Source organism: Shewanella sp. 5S214, from assembly GCF_041439795.1.
Lineage (GTDB): Bacteria > Pseudomonadota > Gammaproteobacteria > Enterobacterales > Shewanellaceae > Shewanella > Shewanella vesiculosa.
Genome location: NZ_JBGOOV010000006.1, coordinates 118762 through 135138 on the forward strand (window position 1 = coordinate 118762; position 16377 = coordinate 135138).

16 protein-coding genes are annotated in these 16377 nt (G+C 42.4%); 3 read left to right on the forward strand and 13 right to left on the reverse strand.

Translation table 11 applies throughout. The annotated features are described in order from the left end of the window. Window positions 1–5: 5 nt before the first annotated feature. The 9 genes from ACED29_RS05880 to yceD all read right to left on the reverse strand — a co-directional run bounded on the left by ACED29_RS05880 (window position 6) and on the right by yceD (window position 6834). The gene (locus ACED29_RS05880; RefSeq protein ID WP_124015738.1) at window positions 6–494 is read right to left on the reverse strand and encodes an acyl-CoA thioesterase; all 489 of its coding nucleotides are present in this window, start codon (window positions 492–494) and stop codon (window positions 6–8) included. A gap of 98 nt (window positions 495–592) precedes the next feature. Beyond that, window positions 593–1834: a beta-ketoacyl-ACP synthase II gene (gene fabF, locus ACED29_RS05885; RefSeq protein WP_124015737.1), complete on the reverse strand. Its 1242-nt coding sequence runs from the start codon at window positions 1832–1834 to the stop codon at window positions 593–595. A gap of 162 nt (window positions 1835–1996) precedes the next feature. Continuing rightward, window positions 1997–2230, reverse strand: a complete 234-nt coding sequence (gene acpP, locus ACED29_RS05890) for an acyl carrier protein (protein WP_011496723.1) — start codon at window positions 2228–2230, stop codon at window positions 1997–1999. A gap of 163 nt (window positions 2231–2393) precedes the next feature. Then, the gene (fabG, locus tag ACED29_RS05895; RefSeq protein WP_011636971.1) at window positions 2394–3140 is read right to left on the reverse strand and encodes a 3-oxoacyl-ACP reductase FabG; all 747 of its coding nucleotides are present in this window, start codon (window positions 3138–3140) and stop codon (window positions 2394–2396) included. 10 nt (window positions 3141–3150) lie between these two features. Beyond that, window positions 3151–4077 (reverse strand): ACP S-malonyltransferase, encoded by a 927-nt coding sequence (gene fabD, locus ACED29_RS05900; RefSeq protein WP_371697258.1) that lies wholly within the window; start codon window positions 4075–4077, stop codon window positions 3151–3153. 31 nt (window positions 4078–4108) lie between these two features. Continuing rightward, window positions 4109–5068, reverse strand: a complete 960-nt coding sequence (locus ACED29_RS05905; RefSeq protein ID WP_124015735.1) for a beta-ketoacyl-ACP synthase III — start codon at window positions 5066–5068, stop codon at window positions 4109–4111. Between the two features lie 8 nt (window positions 5069–5076). Further along, window positions 5077–6105, reverse strand: coding sequence for a phosphate acyltransferase PlsX (gene plsX / locus ACED29_RS05910; protein WP_182696938.1), 1029 nt, complete (start codon window positions 6103–6105; stop codon window positions 5077–5079). A gap of 15 nt (window positions 6106–6120) precedes the next feature. Next, window positions 6121–6291 (reverse strand): 50S ribosomal protein L32, encoded by a 171-nt coding sequence (rpmF, locus tag ACED29_RS05915; RefSeq protein ID WP_011636967.1) that lies wholly within the window; start codon window positions 6289–6291, stop codon window positions 6121–6123. Window positions 6292–6309: 18 nt separating this feature from the next. Next, the gene (yceD, locus tag ACED29_RS05920) at window positions 6310–6834 is read right to left on the reverse strand and encodes a 23S rRNA accumulation protein YceD (RefSeq protein WP_124015733.1); all 525 of its coding nucleotides are present in this window, start codon (window positions 6832–6834) and stop codon (window positions 6310–6312) included. 248 nt (window positions 6835–7082) lie between these two features. On the opposite strand from yceD, the gene ACED29_RS05925 reads away from it, so the two are divergent. Further along, window positions 7083–7709: a nucleoside triphosphate pyrophosphatase gene (locus ACED29_RS05925; RefSeq protein ID WP_371697259.1), complete on the forward strand. Its 627-nt coding sequence runs from the start codon at window positions 7083–7085 to the stop codon at window positions 7707–7709. A gap of 180 nt (window positions 7710–7889) precedes the next feature. On the opposite strand, the gene ACED29_RS05930 is transcribed toward ACED29_RS05925, so the two are convergent. The 3 genes from ACED29_RS05930 to ACED29_RS05940 are packed head-to-tail and all read right to left on the reverse strand — an operon-like array spanning window position 7890 to window position 9700. Then, window positions 7890–8537 carry an HAD-IA family hydrolase gene (locus ACED29_RS05930; RefSeq protein WP_371697260.1) on the reverse strand — a complete coding sequence of 216 codons (648 nt, stop codon included), beginning with the start codon at window positions 8535–8537 and terminating at the stop codon, window positions 7890–7892. Between the two features lie 31 nt (window positions 8538–8568). Continuing rightward, on the reverse strand, window positions 8569–9525 hold the full coding sequence (gene rluC, locus ACED29_RS05935) for a 23S rRNA pseudouridine(955/2504/2580) synthase RluC (protein WP_124015730.1): 957 nt from the start codon (window positions 9523–9525) through the stop codon (window positions 8569–8571). Beyond that, entirely contained in the window at window positions 9515–9700 is a 186-nt protein-coding gene (locus ACED29_RS05940) for a hypothetical protein (protein WP_182696940.1), read from the reverse strand. The genes rluC and ACED29_RS05940 overlap by 11 nt, the downstream gene beginning before the upstream one ends. Window positions 9701–10152: 452 nt before the next feature. Here ACED29_RS05940 and rne point away from each other — a divergent pair, with 452 nt between their 5' ends. Together rne and ACED29_RS05950 are read left to right on the forward strand one after the other, a co-directional pair. Further along, complete coding sequence (gene rne / locus ACED29_RS05945; protein WP_371697261.1) at window positions 10153–13545, forward strand: ribonuclease E; 3393 nt, start codon at window positions 10153–10155, stop codon at window positions 13543–13545. Between the two features lie 194 nt (window positions 13546–13739). After that, window positions 13740–15296 (forward strand): SulP family inorganic anion transporter, encoded by a 1557-nt coding sequence (locus ACED29_RS05950; protein WP_182722251.1) that lies wholly within the window; start codon window positions 13740–13742, stop codon window positions 15294–15296. An 88-nt stretch (window positions 15297–15384) separates the two neighbouring features. Here the strand turns inward: ACED29_RS05950 and ACED29_RS05955 are convergent, their stop codons facing one another. Next, the gene (locus ACED29_RS05955; RefSeq protein WP_371697262.1) at window positions 15385–16302 is read right to left on the reverse strand and encodes a bifunctional methionine sulfoxide reductase B/A protein; all 918 of its coding nucleotides are present in this window, start codon (window positions 16300–16302) and stop codon (window positions 15385–15387) included. Between the last annotated feature and the right edge of the window lie 75 nt (window positions 16303–16377).

The following is a 16377-nucleotide window of genomic DNA, read 5'->3' on the forward strand; positions in this document are numbered from 1 at the left end:
TTTATTTAAACAACTGAAGGTTTAACGTGGGCTTCCATTTCAGCCCCAATACGTTTACGCATATCCATTAATCGCATAGCACTATCACGCAAACGAATATCATCAGCGGTAGTGGGGATCCATTCAGGAACTGAGATAGGATTACCGTCATCATCTACAGCAACCATAATGACAATACAATGGGTGGTTAAATGACGTTCTGACTCTTTAGGGTCACCAGCTTTAACGTCAATAGCGATATGCATCGATGTAGTACCGGTATAAATCACTTTACCAGTCACTTCAACAATATTACCTACGTGAATAGGTTTAACAAAGCGAATACCACCAGCGTAAACCGTAATACAGTATTTACCACTCCATCCTGCGGCAGCGGCATAAGCGGCTAAATCGATCCATTTCATAACCGCACCGCCGTGCACCTTTCCACCAAAATTGACATCTGCAGGCTCAGCCAAAAAACGTAGTGTAAGTTGTCTATCTTTACCGGCCATAAAACCTCCTGATGATCGCAAGATGTATCTATAAATAACGATACACTTTGTGTTATTACAAAAAAAGCGCCAGAGGCGCTTTTTTTAGCTTAACGAAACTAATCGATTTTTTTGAATAATAAAGAACCATTGGTGCCGCCGAAACCAAATGAGTTACATAAAGCATAATCAAATTGATGGCGACGAGATGTATGGGCAACAAAATCTAAGTCGCAACCTTCATCTGGATTGTCTAAATTAATCGTTGGTGGAACATGTTGATCGCGCAGCGCAAGCAAAGTGAAAATGGCCTCTACCGCCCCCGCGGCACCTAATAAATGTCCGGTCATTGACTTAGTCGAACTCACCAGCACCTCATAAGCATAAGGGCCAAATACCGACTTTACAGCTGCAGCTTCAGCTTTATCACCCGCATTGGTAGATGTGCCATGGGCATTAATATAGCCCACTTGCTCTTTTTCAATTTGCGCATCATTAATGGCATTAACCATTGCCGCCGCAGCACCCGCACCATCACTAGGTGGCGATGTCATGTGGAATGCATCACCACTCATACCAAAACCAACTAACTCGCCGTAAATTTTAGCTCCGCGGGCTTTAGCTCGTTCATATTCTTCCATCACAATGACACCGGCACCATCACCAATAACAAAGCCGTCACGGTCTTTGTCCCAAGGACGACTGGCTGCTTTGGGATCGTCATTACGAGTAGATAATGCTTTAGCTGCACTAAAACCTGCAACACCTAATGGACTAGTCACATCTTCAGCGCCACCGGCAACCATTACATCGGCATCACCATAAGCAATAGTACGTGCGGCAAAACCGATATTGTGTACACCCGTAGTACAGGCTGTTGTCACTGCAAAGTTAGGACCTGTCATGCCATACATAATCGACAAATGACCCGCTATCATGTTGATAATGGTACTAGGGACAAAAAATGGTGACACTTTGCGCGGGCCGCCATTGAGCAAAGCTGAATGACCTTGTTCAATTAACCACATGCCGCCCATACCAGCACCAATCGCGGTACCGATTCGAGCGGGATTCTCTTGGCTCATATCGAGGCCAGAATCTTGCACAGCTTGAATACCCGCAGCCATACCGTACTGGATAAATAAATCCATTTTACGGGCATCTTTTTTGGTTAAGTATTTTTCAATATCAAAATCTTTGACTGAGCCGCTAAAACGAGTGCTATATTCACTCGCATCAAACTTAGTAATGGGAGCAATACCACTGTGACCAGCCAATAAGGCATTCCAGGAAGATTCGACATCATTACCCACAGGAGTCACAAGACCAAGACCTGTGATGACGACACGACGTTTAGACATGATATTCACCTTTAAATAAAATCTGCCACGATGCCATTATTGCGATAAAGCTAAAGAGATATAAGGAAGGGTGTTCTAGTGCAATTAAATGGAACGAGCGTTTACAAATGCTTTAAACAAAAACAGGCGGCATAAATGCCGCCTGTTTTTGTGAATTCTTGATTACTGATTCTTAGAAACGTAATCGATCGCTGCTTGAACAGTAGTGATCTTTTCAGCTTCTTCGTCAGGGATCTCGGTATCAAACTCTTCTTCTAGAGCCATAACCAATTCAACAGTGTCTAGAGAATCAGCGCCTAAATCGTCTACAAAAGAAGCAGCTGATTTAACGTCTTCTTCTTTAACGCCAAGTTGCTCGATGATGATTTTCTTTACACGTTCTTCGATGTTGCTCATTAGTTTTCTTTCCTATTCAAATTACGCACTTGCGTAAGATTGCGAGTAGTTTATTCGAATTAGATAACAATGCAAGCTTAGATTTTGTGGTCTAACCACAAAAAATGACATTGAATTATCACTAACACTGACTCAAATGAAGGTAGTTACCTACCTATCGCTCTTAAACCATGTACATGCCGCCATTCACATGCAATGTTTCGCCTGTGATGTAAGCGGCTGAATCCGAGGCCAAAAACAATACTGCATTGGCAATTTCTTGTGCTTGCCCTAATCGTTCCATCGGAACTTGCGACATGATAGCTTGTTGCTGCTCTACTGTCAGCTCATCTGTCATATCTGTCTGAATAAATCCAGGTGCAATAGCATTCACTGTTATTTGACGAGATGCAACCTCTCTTGCAAGAGATTTTGTAAATCCAATCAAACCCGCTTTAGCCGCCGAGTAATTAACTTGGCCAGCATTACCCATTGTACCCACAACTGATCCAATGCTGATTATACGTCCGAAACGTTTTTTCATCATAGATCGCATTACTGGTTTAGACAATTTAAATAATGATGTCAAATTGGTGTCAATGATATCTTGCCACTCATCATCCTTCATTCGCATCAGTAAATTATCACGAGTAATGCCTGCGTTGTTAATAAGAATATCAACTTCACCGGCTTTTTCTTTGATCTGGCTATATAAATCAGCCACTGACTGGCTATCAGTGACATTTAACACCATCCCGAAGCCTTTGTCACCTAGGTAAGCTTGAATCGCCGCTGCACCTTTTTCACTGGTTGCTGTGCCAATAACCATGGCACCCGCTTGTACTAACGACTCTGCAATTGCGCGGCCAATACCACGGCTAGCACCTGTGACTAATGCAACCTTACCGTCTAAATTAATGCTAAAGCTCATATCAACTCCTTTATTCGACTAATGCTGCGAATGAAGCAACATCATTAACCGCTTGAGCGGATATCGATTTATTAATTCTTTTTGTTAAACCGGTTAATACTTTACCAGGTCCACACTCTACTAATTTTGTAACACCTTGTGTCGCCATACACTCAACAGTTTCGCTCCACCGTACCGGGCAATACAATTGGCGCACTAACGCATCTTTAATTGCTTGAGCGTCGGTTGGCATTGCCACATCAACGTTATTGATTACCTTGATGCTAGGCTCAGAAAATGTCATCTCAATTAAGGCTTTAGCTAATTCATCGGCTGCAGGCTTCATTAATGCACAATGGGACGGTACGCTAACAGGTAGCGCGACTGCCATTTTAGCACCTGCAGCTTTACACGCAGCTGCTGCGCGCTCTACAGCGGCTTTTTCACCCGCTATAACAACTTGCCCTGGACTATTGTAATTCACAGGACTCACCACATCACCTTGCGCCGATTCCGCACATGCAGTGGCAATAGCATCATCAGCAAGTCCAATAATGGCAAACATAGCTCCAGAACCCGCAGGTACAGCTTGTTGCATTAATTTTCCGCGTAGCTCAACCAATTTAACAGCATCGGTAAATTCAATCACCCCGGCACATACTAAAGCGGAATATTCTCCAAGACTATGGCCTGCAAGTATTGAAGGCATAGGCTTGTTAGACGCTAGATATGCCCGCCAAATAGCCACACTTGCTGTGAGTAATGCAGGCTGAGTTTTATCGGTTTCATTTAAGGTTTCAGCTGGGCCATTGGCAACAAGATCCCATAAATCATAACCTAAAGCATCACTCGCCTCTGCAAAGGTTTGGCCAATAATGGCATGAGTTTGAGCTAATTCAGCTAACATCCCTACGGCCTGAGAACCTTGACCAGGGAATACAAAAGCAACATTTTTCATAAACGGTTACCTGTAAAAAATAATTTGAAAATTAAAAACGAATTAATGCACTGCCCCAAGCAAAACCGCCACCGAAGGCTTCCAGCAATAGTAATTGCCCACGCTGAATTCGGCCATCACGAACGGCTTCATCTAATGCAATGGGTACGGAAGCGGCTGAGGTATTACCATGCCTAGCTAAGGTAAGCACCACTTTATCTAAGCTCATGTTCAATTTTTTTGCTGTGGCATTGATAATGCGAAAGTTAGCTTGATGTGGTACTAACCAGTCAATTTCAGATTTATCGACATTATTAAGGCGCAGGGTTTCGGTGACGACATTCGATAACTGTGTCACGGCCACTTTAAAGACATCGTTGCCTTTCATCGTCATAAAACCGACCGCTGTAGAACTTTCATTGGCGCGAGGCGGGAAAGAACATTTTAATAAGTCCCCTTGGCTACCATCTGCATAAATATGGGTTGCAATAATACCTGGGGTATCACTGACACCAATAATCGCAGCGCCAGCGCCATCACCAAACAAAATCACAGTGGAGCGATCAGAAGGATCACACATCCGCGACAATACATCTGAACCAATGACTAATACTTTTTTAGCAGAACCATTTTTAACAAATTGATCTGCAACGGATAAGGCATAAATAAAACCAGAACATGCGGCTGCAATATCAAAGGCAGGAATATTTTTGACGCCTAATAAGGCTTGAATTTCGCATGCTGCTGCAGGAAATGCGTTTGATGCACTTGTGGTTCCGCAAACAATCATATCAAGATCACTGGCTTCTATCCCAGCCATTTCAAGCGCTTTTAATGCCGCTTGATAACCCATTGTTGAAACCGATTCGTCTGTTGCAGCAATACGCCGCTCAGAGATACCAGTTCGATCAACAATCCATTGGTCACTGGTTTCAACCATTTTTTCAAGATCTTGATTGCTACGAACTTGCACAGGTAGATAGCTACCTGTTCCGAGAATTTTTGTGTGCATATATGAGATCAGCTATTGATGTCTAAAAGAATCGACTCCAAACGATCTTTAATCATTTCAGGAAGACGACGTTTTGCTTCTGTTGCTGCTAAATTTAATGCTTGTAAAAATGCAGCTTCATCCGCGTTACCATGACTCTTTACTACTATTCCGCGCAATCCTATCAGACTTGCACCGTTATAGTGGTCGGGGTTCATCTTACTGAGTACTGCTTGTATGCGAGGAGCGATGAGTTTGGAGAGTAAACGCACAAAAAAACCATCATTTAAGCCGCGTTTTAATTGATGAACTAATAGCTTGGCAATGCCCTCTGAGGTTTTTAAGGTGATGTTGCCGACAAATCCGTCACAAACGATCACATCAACATTACCGGTATAAATTTCATCGCCTTCTACAAAACCAATATAATTAATTTGGTCCGTATGTTGAAGAATTTGGCCAGCCTGTTGGACTTGGTCATTCCCTTTAATCGCTTCAATACCAACGTTCAATAATGCCACTTTCGGCCGGGACTTTTTATGAACAGCTTCACACAATACCGACCCCATAATAGCAAACTGAAATAAAGTCTCGGAATCGCAAGAAACATTGGCGCCTAAATCCAGCAGATAAACAGGCTTGCCTGTCATAGCTGGTAAACAAGATACCAATGCTGGTCTATCAATGCCTGGTAAGGTTTTTAATAATACCTTAGCCATCGCCATCAACGCCCCCGTGTTACCCGCGCTAACGCAGGCAGCTGCTTTTCCATCGCGCACCAGTTCAATAGCAATTTTCATTGAGCTATTTTTACGTGAACGCAAAGCATGAATGGGCCTATCACACATAGTGACAGCTTCAGTGGTATGAATTATTTCAATGCGGGATAAAGTTGTTGGATCAGCTTGAGGGATATATTTTTCTATTTCGGTTTGATTGCCAACCAAAATAATTTTTAGGGATGTATTAAATTTCAATGCCTGCAAGGCTGCAGGCACTGTCACGTGGGGGCCGTGATCGCCCCCCATCGCATCTAACGCAAGCGTCAGATTTGTCATTCAATTAGCAACAAATTACTTGTTGATAACCTTTTTACCGCGGTAAAAACCATCAGCAGTCACGTTGTGACGTAGATGTAATTCACCACTAGTTGCGTCTACTGACAATTGAGCAGTGCTCAATGAATCATGTGAACGACGCATTCCGCGCTTTGAACGTGATTTTTTATTCTGTTGTACAGCCATTGGACCTGTCTCCTACGATTACTTGCTCTTCAGTTTTTCTAACACTGCAAACGGATTTGGACGCTCCTCATGAGCGGGTTCGATCTCGCCTACAACTATATCTTTCGACCCAGACTTACAATTATTATCATCGTGCATCGGGATGATAGGCATAGCGACTATCAATTCATCTTCAATCAATTGATGCAGACGTACTTCACCAATCTCATTACACTCAATTGGGTCATACGCATCCGGGAGCTCATCGATTTCTGCCTCAGTCTTACAAGGACTAAAACAAAAGTCGACCGTAACCTCAGTAGTAAATTGTGTCATGCAACGTTGACATAGCAGAGTGAGCTCCGTCACAGCCTTCCCGCGAAGGTAGACTATCCCCTGTAAATCGACGCCACATTCCAACGACACAACTACGTCGGAACAGTCGCCGGCACATAACTCGCTTAATCGCTTTAGTTGCTTGCCTAAAATGATACCTTCATAACGAAGGCCGCTAGAGGCAGCGCGTATAGGATCAATTGAAACCGGTATCTTTACTGTTTGCATAAGGCGCGCATATTATAGTTTGAAAACGCTGGAGTCAAAGAAAATTTCCGTAAAAATACGGTAACCTCACCTAATAACAAACTTTAGGTACTCTTTAAATCCGGCATTGAATTTGAAAGTTGGCAAATTTTACCGAACCCAACCCAATCACACAAGCATTACTCGAGAAAAATGCTCCATTTGCATAGATGAATACAGTAAACTGACTAATATTCTGTTATTAGCCAACAAATAATGAAACAAAGCCAATGGAATTCAATCTTGTACTTGCATCAACCTCACCTTTTCGTCAGCAATTATTAGCTAAATTAATGCTGCCGTTTAACTGTGTTAACCCTAATATTGATGAATCGCCAGCAAAAGATGAAACCGCATTATCTTTAGTCAAACGCTTAGCCGAACAAAAAGCATTCGCAGGCGCCCAACTAATAGAGAACAAATCAGTGCCGCAATTAATTATTGGTTCGGATCAAGTTGCACTGATTAACGGTCAAATTATTGGTAAGCCTCACACAGTAGACAATGCGATAGCGCAATTAAGCGCGGCATCAGGTCAAGCTATTACTTTTTATACCGGCCTTGCAGTATTCAATAGTGCCAATCAACAAATGTTATCTTGTGTTGAACCGTTCACGGTTCATTTTAAACATTTATCTGTGGAGCAAATTCGCTACTACATCAATACAGAACAACCATTATATTGTGCCGGAAGTTTCAAATGTGAAGGGTTAGGTATAGCTCTGTTTGAGCGTTTAGAAGGTGATGACCCTAACACCCTAATCGGTCTACCATTAATTAAACTGATAGATTTACTCGCTCAGCACGGTGTAGATGTGCTCAGTCAAGCACCAGAATGCTCAACCAGCAAATACTGATATCGAATTTAATAAGGGGAGATGGGGATAGATAATGGTGTTTGTGCTTGATGTGGTCATAACAAGAGACATAACACAGAAGTAAGCTGAGTATCACATAGAAGCGAATACTATACAGCATCGGACACACTTATCTTCAATGCTGTAATGCGACTATCATCATAACATCGGCCATAAAAATTAAAGATAGTCACGAATCGCACAAGGCTGGTCAACAATAGCACGCGGGTTTAATAGATTGAGTCTTGATTCATTATGGGCACCATAACTCACACCTATACTTGCCATGCCAGCACTATTGGCCATGGCTAAGTCGTGAATTGAATCGCCAATCATAATGGCTCTGTCTGCGGTAACATCAAAATGAGCCAATAACGAATACAACATTTCAGGATGCGGCTTACTTTGTGCGTCATCGGCGCAACGGGTCGCATGAAAATAATCGCCTAACCCTGTGAGAGTTAATACATTATCAAGACCTTGTCGGCCTTTCCCTGTAGCAATAGCTAAATGATAACCCGCATCAAATAGATTACGGATCAGTAATTCGACGCCATCGAATAAAGGCGTAAGTAGCTCACTCGCAAGATGGTGACGTCGATAACAATCAATAATTTGTTGATGGTTTTGATGATCAGCAAATAAAATCGGCATAATTTGGGGTAAAGATAAACCAATGACATCTCTCACTTCCTGCTCGGATGGAATGGGTAACATTAATTCTTGAGCGACATTTTGCATGCAAGACACGATTTTACCCACAGTGTCCATTAGCGTGCCATCCCAATCAAAAATAACCAGGTCAAAAGCTTTCTCTTTACTGTTCAATATAATGCCCTACTTTATTTGCTGAGTGCCTTTATACTCTTTTCAACTTCTCAAGTGTACTCAGTAGCACTGGGTCTAAAGGCGCTTTAACCTGCATAACTTGATCATTTTCAGGATGAGTAAATTTAAGTTCTGCGGCATGCAAAAACAAACGGTCTAAACCTAAGGCCCGCATACTGTCATCAAATTGCTGCTCACTGTATTTATCATCACAAGCAATAGCATGACCAGCATACTGACAATGCACTCGTATCTGATGGGTTCGTCCTGTAACAGGACTAGCCTTAACTAAAGTACAACCTTGGTAACGCTGCATAATCTTATAGCGGGTTTCAGACTCTTTACCCTCTTTATTGACTCGCACAATGCGTTCGCCCGACTTTAAAGTGATTTTTAACAGTGGTGCTTTAACCACTTTATCGCTTGCCTGCCATTCGCCACGCACCAAGGCTAAATAATCTTTTTGCATGGTTTTACTGCGCAATTGTTCATGCAGATGCTTCAAGGCACTGCGTTTTTTAGCCACAAGCAACACACCAGACGTATCTTTATCTAAACGATGTACTAACTCTAAAAACTTTTGCTGTGGACGCAATGAGCGTAAGCCTTCAATTACACCATAATCCACACCACTTCCGCCATGTACTGCAATACCGGCAGGCTTGTTTAACACAATTAAATGATTGTCTTCATGGATGATACGTTCTTCAAGCTGAGACACTCTTGATAAATTAGGTGATGGTGCCTTGCGATTGTCTTTTTCGGCAACACGAACAGGCGGAACCCTAACAATGTCTCCGATTTGTAATTTATATTCCGGCTTGATGCGTTTTTTATTAACCCGCACTTCGCCTTTACGCACAATCCGATAGATCATGCTTTTCGGTACGCCTTTTAATTTAGTCAGCAAAAAATTATCGATGCGTTGTTCAAAATGATCTTCGTCGATAGTCACGTATTCAACTTGGGGGGTGGTTTCAGTATTCATGATGCGCCATATAGTAGTAACCGTAATAGTGTACCTTATCTGGTAAATGCTTGGCTATTGCCGCATTGGACTTCAAATAAATACGCGAAAGAATATGGGCTTTTGATTGCTGAAAATAGCGATTGTTGCTATATTTGCCCACAGGTTGAGAGTAAACAGTGGATAAAGTGTTCACAACTTTCACCAAATGCGAAAAACTAGCAGTTATAAAAATGAACCTAACCGGTAGCAAATCATTGATTTGCAAATTGTATTTATTAAAAAACGATAAGAAACCGTTTGTACAATTAAACCGTAAGTATTCAATAAAGATTTTAATTTAACTGTAGTAAATCGCCCCAAATTCGAACAACATTTTAGCTTGTTATCAAACAAACCGATTCGACTTGGGCATTAACGGATTAAAATACCATAATTTATGGGGTTGGTTGTAAGTCAACGAATTCCTTGTTTTTGTAAACACTAGAAAATAAGCCATAAATAGGATGCGACACGCAGTGACTGCGTTTTACAGTAATGAGCACCTAATTGCCTGGATCTAGCCGTGAGGTTATACCGATTAATTCAGGCCCGTAATGCAGAAAGATCGTGTTGTTTGATGACCTCATTTAGAAGAATCACGTCATCATGAAACGTATGTTAATTAATGCAACTCAATCAGAAGAGTTGCGCGTAGCCCTAGTTGATGGGCAAGAACTGTATGATCTAGACATCGAAAGTCCTGGTCATGAACAGAAAAAATCAAATATCTATAAAGGTAAAATCACTCGCGTAGAGCCGTCACTTGAAGCCGCATTTGTTGACTACGGTGCAGATCGTCACGGTTTTTTACCTCTAAAAGAAATTGGTCGTGAATATTTCCCTAAAGGATATTCCTTCCAAGGCCGTCCAAACATCAAAGAAGTCCTGCAAGAAGGCCAAGAAGTCATTGTTCAAATCGATAAAGAAGAACGTGGCAACAAGGGCGCTGCATTAACTACCTTTATTAGTCTTGCTGGTTCTTACCTAGTCTTAATGCCAAATAACCCTCGTGCTGGCGGTATTTCTCGTCGTATCGAAGGTGATGAGCGCACCGAACTTAAAGAAGCGATGTCTGAGCTAGAAGTACCTAATGGTATGGGCTTAATCGTGCGTACGGCTGGTGTAGGCAAAGAGTCAACAGAACTAAAGTGGGACTTGAAAGTACTACAACATCATTGGGATGCGATTCAAGAAGCCGCTCAAAGCAAGGCTGCCCCCTTCCTAATTCATCAAGAAAGCAACGTCATTGTTCGTGCTATTCGTGACTATTTACGCCGTGATGTGGGTGAAATCCTTATCGATCATCCACGAATTTTTGAAGAAGCTAAACTGCACATTGGTTTAGTTCGTCCTGATTTTGTCGAACGCGTCAAACTATATGACTCTGAAGTGCCTCTATTTACTCACTTCCAGATCGAGTCTCAAATCGAGTCGGCATTCCAACGTGAAGTGCGTTTACCATCAGGCGGATCAATTGTTATTGACCCCACAGAAGCATTAACGTCTATTGATATCAACTCTGCCCGTGCCACTAAAGGCGGTGATATTGAAGAAACTGCACTGAACACAAACCTTGAAGCAGCTGATGAAATTGCACGTCAATTACGTCTTCGCGATTTAGGTGGTTTAGTGGTTATCGACTTTATCGATATGACCCCTGTTCGCCACCAGCGTGAAGTTGAAAACCGTTTGCGTGATGCCGTACACCATGATCGTGCACGTGTTCAATTGGGCCGTATTTCTCGTTTCGGTTTAATGGAAATGTCGCGTCAACGCTTACGTCCATCACTAGAAGAGTCTGCAGCACATTTATGCCCTCGTTGTCATGGCCAAGGTACTATTCGCAGTACTGAATCATTAGCACTATCAATTTTACGTTTAATGGAAGAAGAAGCCATTAAAGAAAACACCACACAAATCGAAGCGATTGTGCCAGTTGATGTGGCGGCTTTCTTATTAAACGAAAAGCGTAAAGCGATCCGTATTACTGAAGAGCGTCATCAAGTTGAAGTGTACATCATTCCAGATGCACACATGCAAACCCCAGATTACCGTGTGGTACGTCGTAAGAGTGACGATGAAGTCAGTGAATCAAGCTATAAGCGCGTAGAACAGCCAGCAGCAAAACTGTATGAGCCTCGTAAATTAGAGCGCGCGGCATCACCAGAGCCAGCATTAAAAGGCTTTGCAGCCCCACAAAAAGCTGCAGAAGATCTCGTCAAAACTGCACCTGTAAATGTTGCGCCTGCGACAGCATCTACTCAGCCAGGATTGTTTTCACGAGTCATCTCAGCAATCAGCGCCCTATTCTCTGCTAATGAAACTGAGGTTAAAGATACCAAAGCGACAGCGCAGACTAAAGACAGCACTCAGACTAACCCACGTCGTAACACTCGTCGTAATGAGACACGTAACGATAGTGGTAACCGCAATGACAAGCGCAATGATAGCCGTCGTCAACGCAATGACAGTGACAAATCGAAAGACACCACTGAAGGTCGTCCTCAGAACAAGCGTAATGAGCGAAACAGTCGAAATACTGCTCAAGATGACAACGCTAAAAATAAACCAAGAGCTGACAAAGTTGACAAAGCATTACCCGTTAGCGAAACCAAAGTAGCTGACGCTAAAGTGGCAGAACCTAAGGCCACTGTAGAGAAATCACCAAAGCAAGAAGCCGCTAGAGAGCGTCGCCAACGTCGTAACATGCGTCGTAAAGTGCGTATTGAAAGTGAACAGAATGAAGCATTATCAACCACCGAGGTTATTGATAGTAAATCAACTGAATCATCAGTAGAACTGATCGCATCTGAAGCCAACAATGTTGAGCCAAAAGCATCTGATGATAAAAAATCAGAGACTAGAGCACCACGTAGCCGACGTCAGCCTCGTAAAGAGAAAACAGAGCAAACCACCGAAGTAGCAGAAGGCACGGCGATTGAAGCAGCTGATGTAGCAACAGAAATCACCAAGGTTACCTCTACTGCCCAAGTTGAAACAGACACTCCATCTGTTGAAGTGAAAGCTGACGTTGAAGTGAAAACAGAAGCGGCTCCAGCTGAAGACAACACTGTTAATGAAACGGTTACGATCCACTCTGATGTTGCAAAAGAAACTGATGAGCAAAGCGCGAATACCGATGACACGGCATCAGAAAGTGAAGCTGAAGGTCGTGAAGGTCAACGTCGTAGTCGTCGTAGCCCTCGCCACCTACGTGCTGCTGGTCAACGCCGTCGTCGTGATGATGAAACGGGGTCGACACAACAAGCCGTTTTCACACCTAATGATGAGCTAGAGAAGCAGTTAGACGCTGAACAAGCTAAAACCAAAACTCAGGTTAAAACGCCTGTGACTGCCACTGATGCAGCAACAGTTACTCCAGCGGCTGAAGTCGTCAAGGCTGATGTTAAAAAGACTGAAGTGACTAATACTGAAGAGACTAAGGTTGATGTTGAGCCAGCTAACGTTGTCGCAGACACTCCTGCAGCAAAAGAGCAAGCAGCTGAAACGCCTCCGGTAGTCAACACAGCAGACGTAATCGAAACTGCAGCGACAGTTGACACTTCAGCAGTTGAAATCGCTAAAACCCCTATTGATGCTCCAGCTAAACAAGCGTTAGTCGCTGAGGCAGCATCGTTAGAGGCGATGGAAACAACCGCAGAAAGCAAGCAGGATAAAGCCGTTACAGCTAATGCATCGGCACCAATGGCCAAGCCTGCGGCAATCGTTCGTCAAGCTAAACCGGCAGCTAAAGACGTTGCGCCTGCAGTAGAGACTGTGGTTTCTACTGACACCACTACAGCAGCAAAAGCACCTGTAAAAGCAAGTCGCTTCGGTTCTATGGTGTCATCTGACATGACTAAACCTACAGTGGATGTTCGTGAACAGAAAGCGGTGCCTCAAGGACGTACTTATGAAGCCCAAGCAACTGAAACTAGTGCGCCAAAAGTCGCAATAAATAACAGTGCATCAGCTGATATGGCACGCCCGGCAAAGTAGCATTAATTAGGGGTTAACTAGCCCCCATCATTTATTAAGCCATGCTAAGCATGGCTTTTTTATTGAAAAGATTAATAAAAAATACCTCAGCGAATTAAAACATCACATAAGGGATGTCACAGTTCAGCCAACGAGTATTTTTTGTTAATATACTGATCACTTTTTATTAACTTACCAATGAAAACAGAGGTTAAATGTTCGATCTTATTCGCCATAAAACAAGCAGTAGCAAAGCCGATATTTTATCAGGATTAACTGTTGCGCTGGCCCTAATACCTGAAGCCGTTGCTTTTGCATTTGTCGCTCATGTTGAACCTATGGTCGGGCTTTATGCCGCCTTTATTATGGGACTAATCACCGCATTAATTGGTGGTCGGCCTGGCATGATTTCTGGTGCCACGGGTGCTATGGCTGTGGTCATGGTATCGCTGGTAATTGAACATGGAGTGCAATACTTATTTGCCGCTGTGGTGTTAGCAGGACTGATTCAAATTTTAGCGGGCGTATTCAAACTCGGTAAATTTATCCGTATCGTACCTTACCCAGTAATGATTGGTTTTGTAAACGGTTTAGCGATTGTAATTTTCTTAGCCCAGCTCGGTCAATTTAAAGTCAAAGACGCCGCGGGCAACATGATTTGGATGGCACAAGAACCCTTAATGATCATGCTAGCTTTAGTGGTTTTAACCATGGCTATTATCCATTTCTTACCCAAATTAACCACAGCTGTGCCTTCATCATTAGTGGCTATTTTAACGGTAACGGCGATTACTGTAGGTTTCAATTTAGAAACCAGTAATGTATTGGATTTTCTAAAAACAATGAGTGGCAATGACGCTGCAACTATTGCAGGTAACTTGCCTTCATTTGCCATCCCTAGCGTGCCATTTAGCTTTGACACTTTTTACATCATATTACCTTATGCCTGTATTTTAGCCGCGGTAGGATTAATTGAGTCATTATTAACGCTAACAGTGATTGACGAAATGACCAATACTCGTGGTCAAAGTAACAAAGAATGTGTCGGCCAAGGTGTGGGCAACATTACCAGTGGTTTCTTTGGTGCTATGGGTGGTTGCGCGATGATCGGCCAGTCAATGATTAACATTAACTCTGGCGGTAGAGGTCGTTTATCTGGCATCACGGCAGCATTAGCATTACTGGCATTTATTCTGTTTGGTTCCGCGTTTATCGAAATTATTCCACTGGCAGCATTAGTTGGTGTGATGTTTATTGTGGTCATAGGCACTTTTGAATGGGCCAGCTTCAAATTCATGAACAAAGTGCCTAAGCATGATGCATTTGTGATTATATTAGTCACCACTGTCACTGTTTTTACCGATCTGGCCTTTGCAGTGTTTGTCGGTGTAATTGTATCTGCCTTAGTATTTGCATGGGAACACGCAAAGCACATTAATGTTGACATAACTGAAGATGATAACGGCTGGAAAATATATCGCTTAAATGGCCCCTTGTTCTTTGGTTCAGTGGCAAACTTTCTTGAACTGTTTGATGCTGAAAATGATAACCAAGATGTGATTATTGATTTTAAAAATTCACGCGTGGCAGATCATTCCGCATTAGAAGCGATTGATACTTTAGCTGAACGTTATGTTACGGCAGGAAAGCGGTTGCACTTACGTCACTTAAGCCAAGATTGTAAAGCACTACTGCATAAAGCACGTGATTTAGTTGAAGTTAACCTTATTGAAGATCCGCACTATAAAGTAGCCGATGATAAATTGGATTAAACGATTAATACGCTAATCAATAAAAAAGGGACTGAATATTCAGTCCCTTTTTCTATCGTGAGTCTTTGTATATGCAAAAAATATTGATTTAACGTTTACGTTTATCAGCAAACTTACTCATCACTTTATCAAATTTTGGCTTAACCACTAGCTGACAATAAGGTTGTTGCCCGTGTTTAGCGAAATATTCATCATGATAACTTTCAGCCAGGTAGAATGTATCAAATGCACTTATTTCAGTGACTATCGGTCTAGACCACACTTGTTGTTCAGTTAAGGCGTTAATAAATCGGTTAGCGGTATCAATTTGATCACTGTTATGCGCAAAAATAGCTGAACGATACTGTGGCCCTTTATCATTTCCCTGCTGATTAAGTGTGGTCGGATCGTGGCTTTCAAATAATACACTAAGGAGTGTGTCATATTGAATAACCGTGGGATCGAATTCAATATGAACGACTTCTGCATGGCCTGTTTTACCGGAACATACCGCATCATAATTGGCATCTTTTGCATCACCGCCACAATAACCAGACTTAACACTTTGCACGCCATTAAGCTGAGCGAAGATAGCTTCAACACACCAAAAACAGCCAGCACCAAAAGTCGCTTTTTCGAAAGAAGGCGTAGCTAAATTTGATGCTGAAAGCTCATCAATGCCTTTAAAAATCATTGATACCGAATTGACACAATGACGGATATTGTTATCGGTTAAATGTTCTCCTTCAAACACATGGCCTAGATGACCACCGCATTGTGCGCAGGTAATTTCGGTTCTGTGACCATCAGCATCGAGTGTATGCTTTACGGCTCCCTTAATTTCATCATCAAATGCTGGCCAGCCACAATGAGCATTAAATTTATACTCACTTTTATAAAGTGGTGCATGGCATTTTTTACATAAATACACACCCTGTGCATCATGATCAACAAATTCGCCACTAAAAGGACGCTCGGTGCCTTTTTGCTCGATCACATACTGTTCAAATTCAGTTAAATTATTCATGGTCAGATCTCGTTGAGTTTGTTTGCCACAGTCTAGTAATAATGAATACGTGTCATCAATCATTTCAGCTCAAAT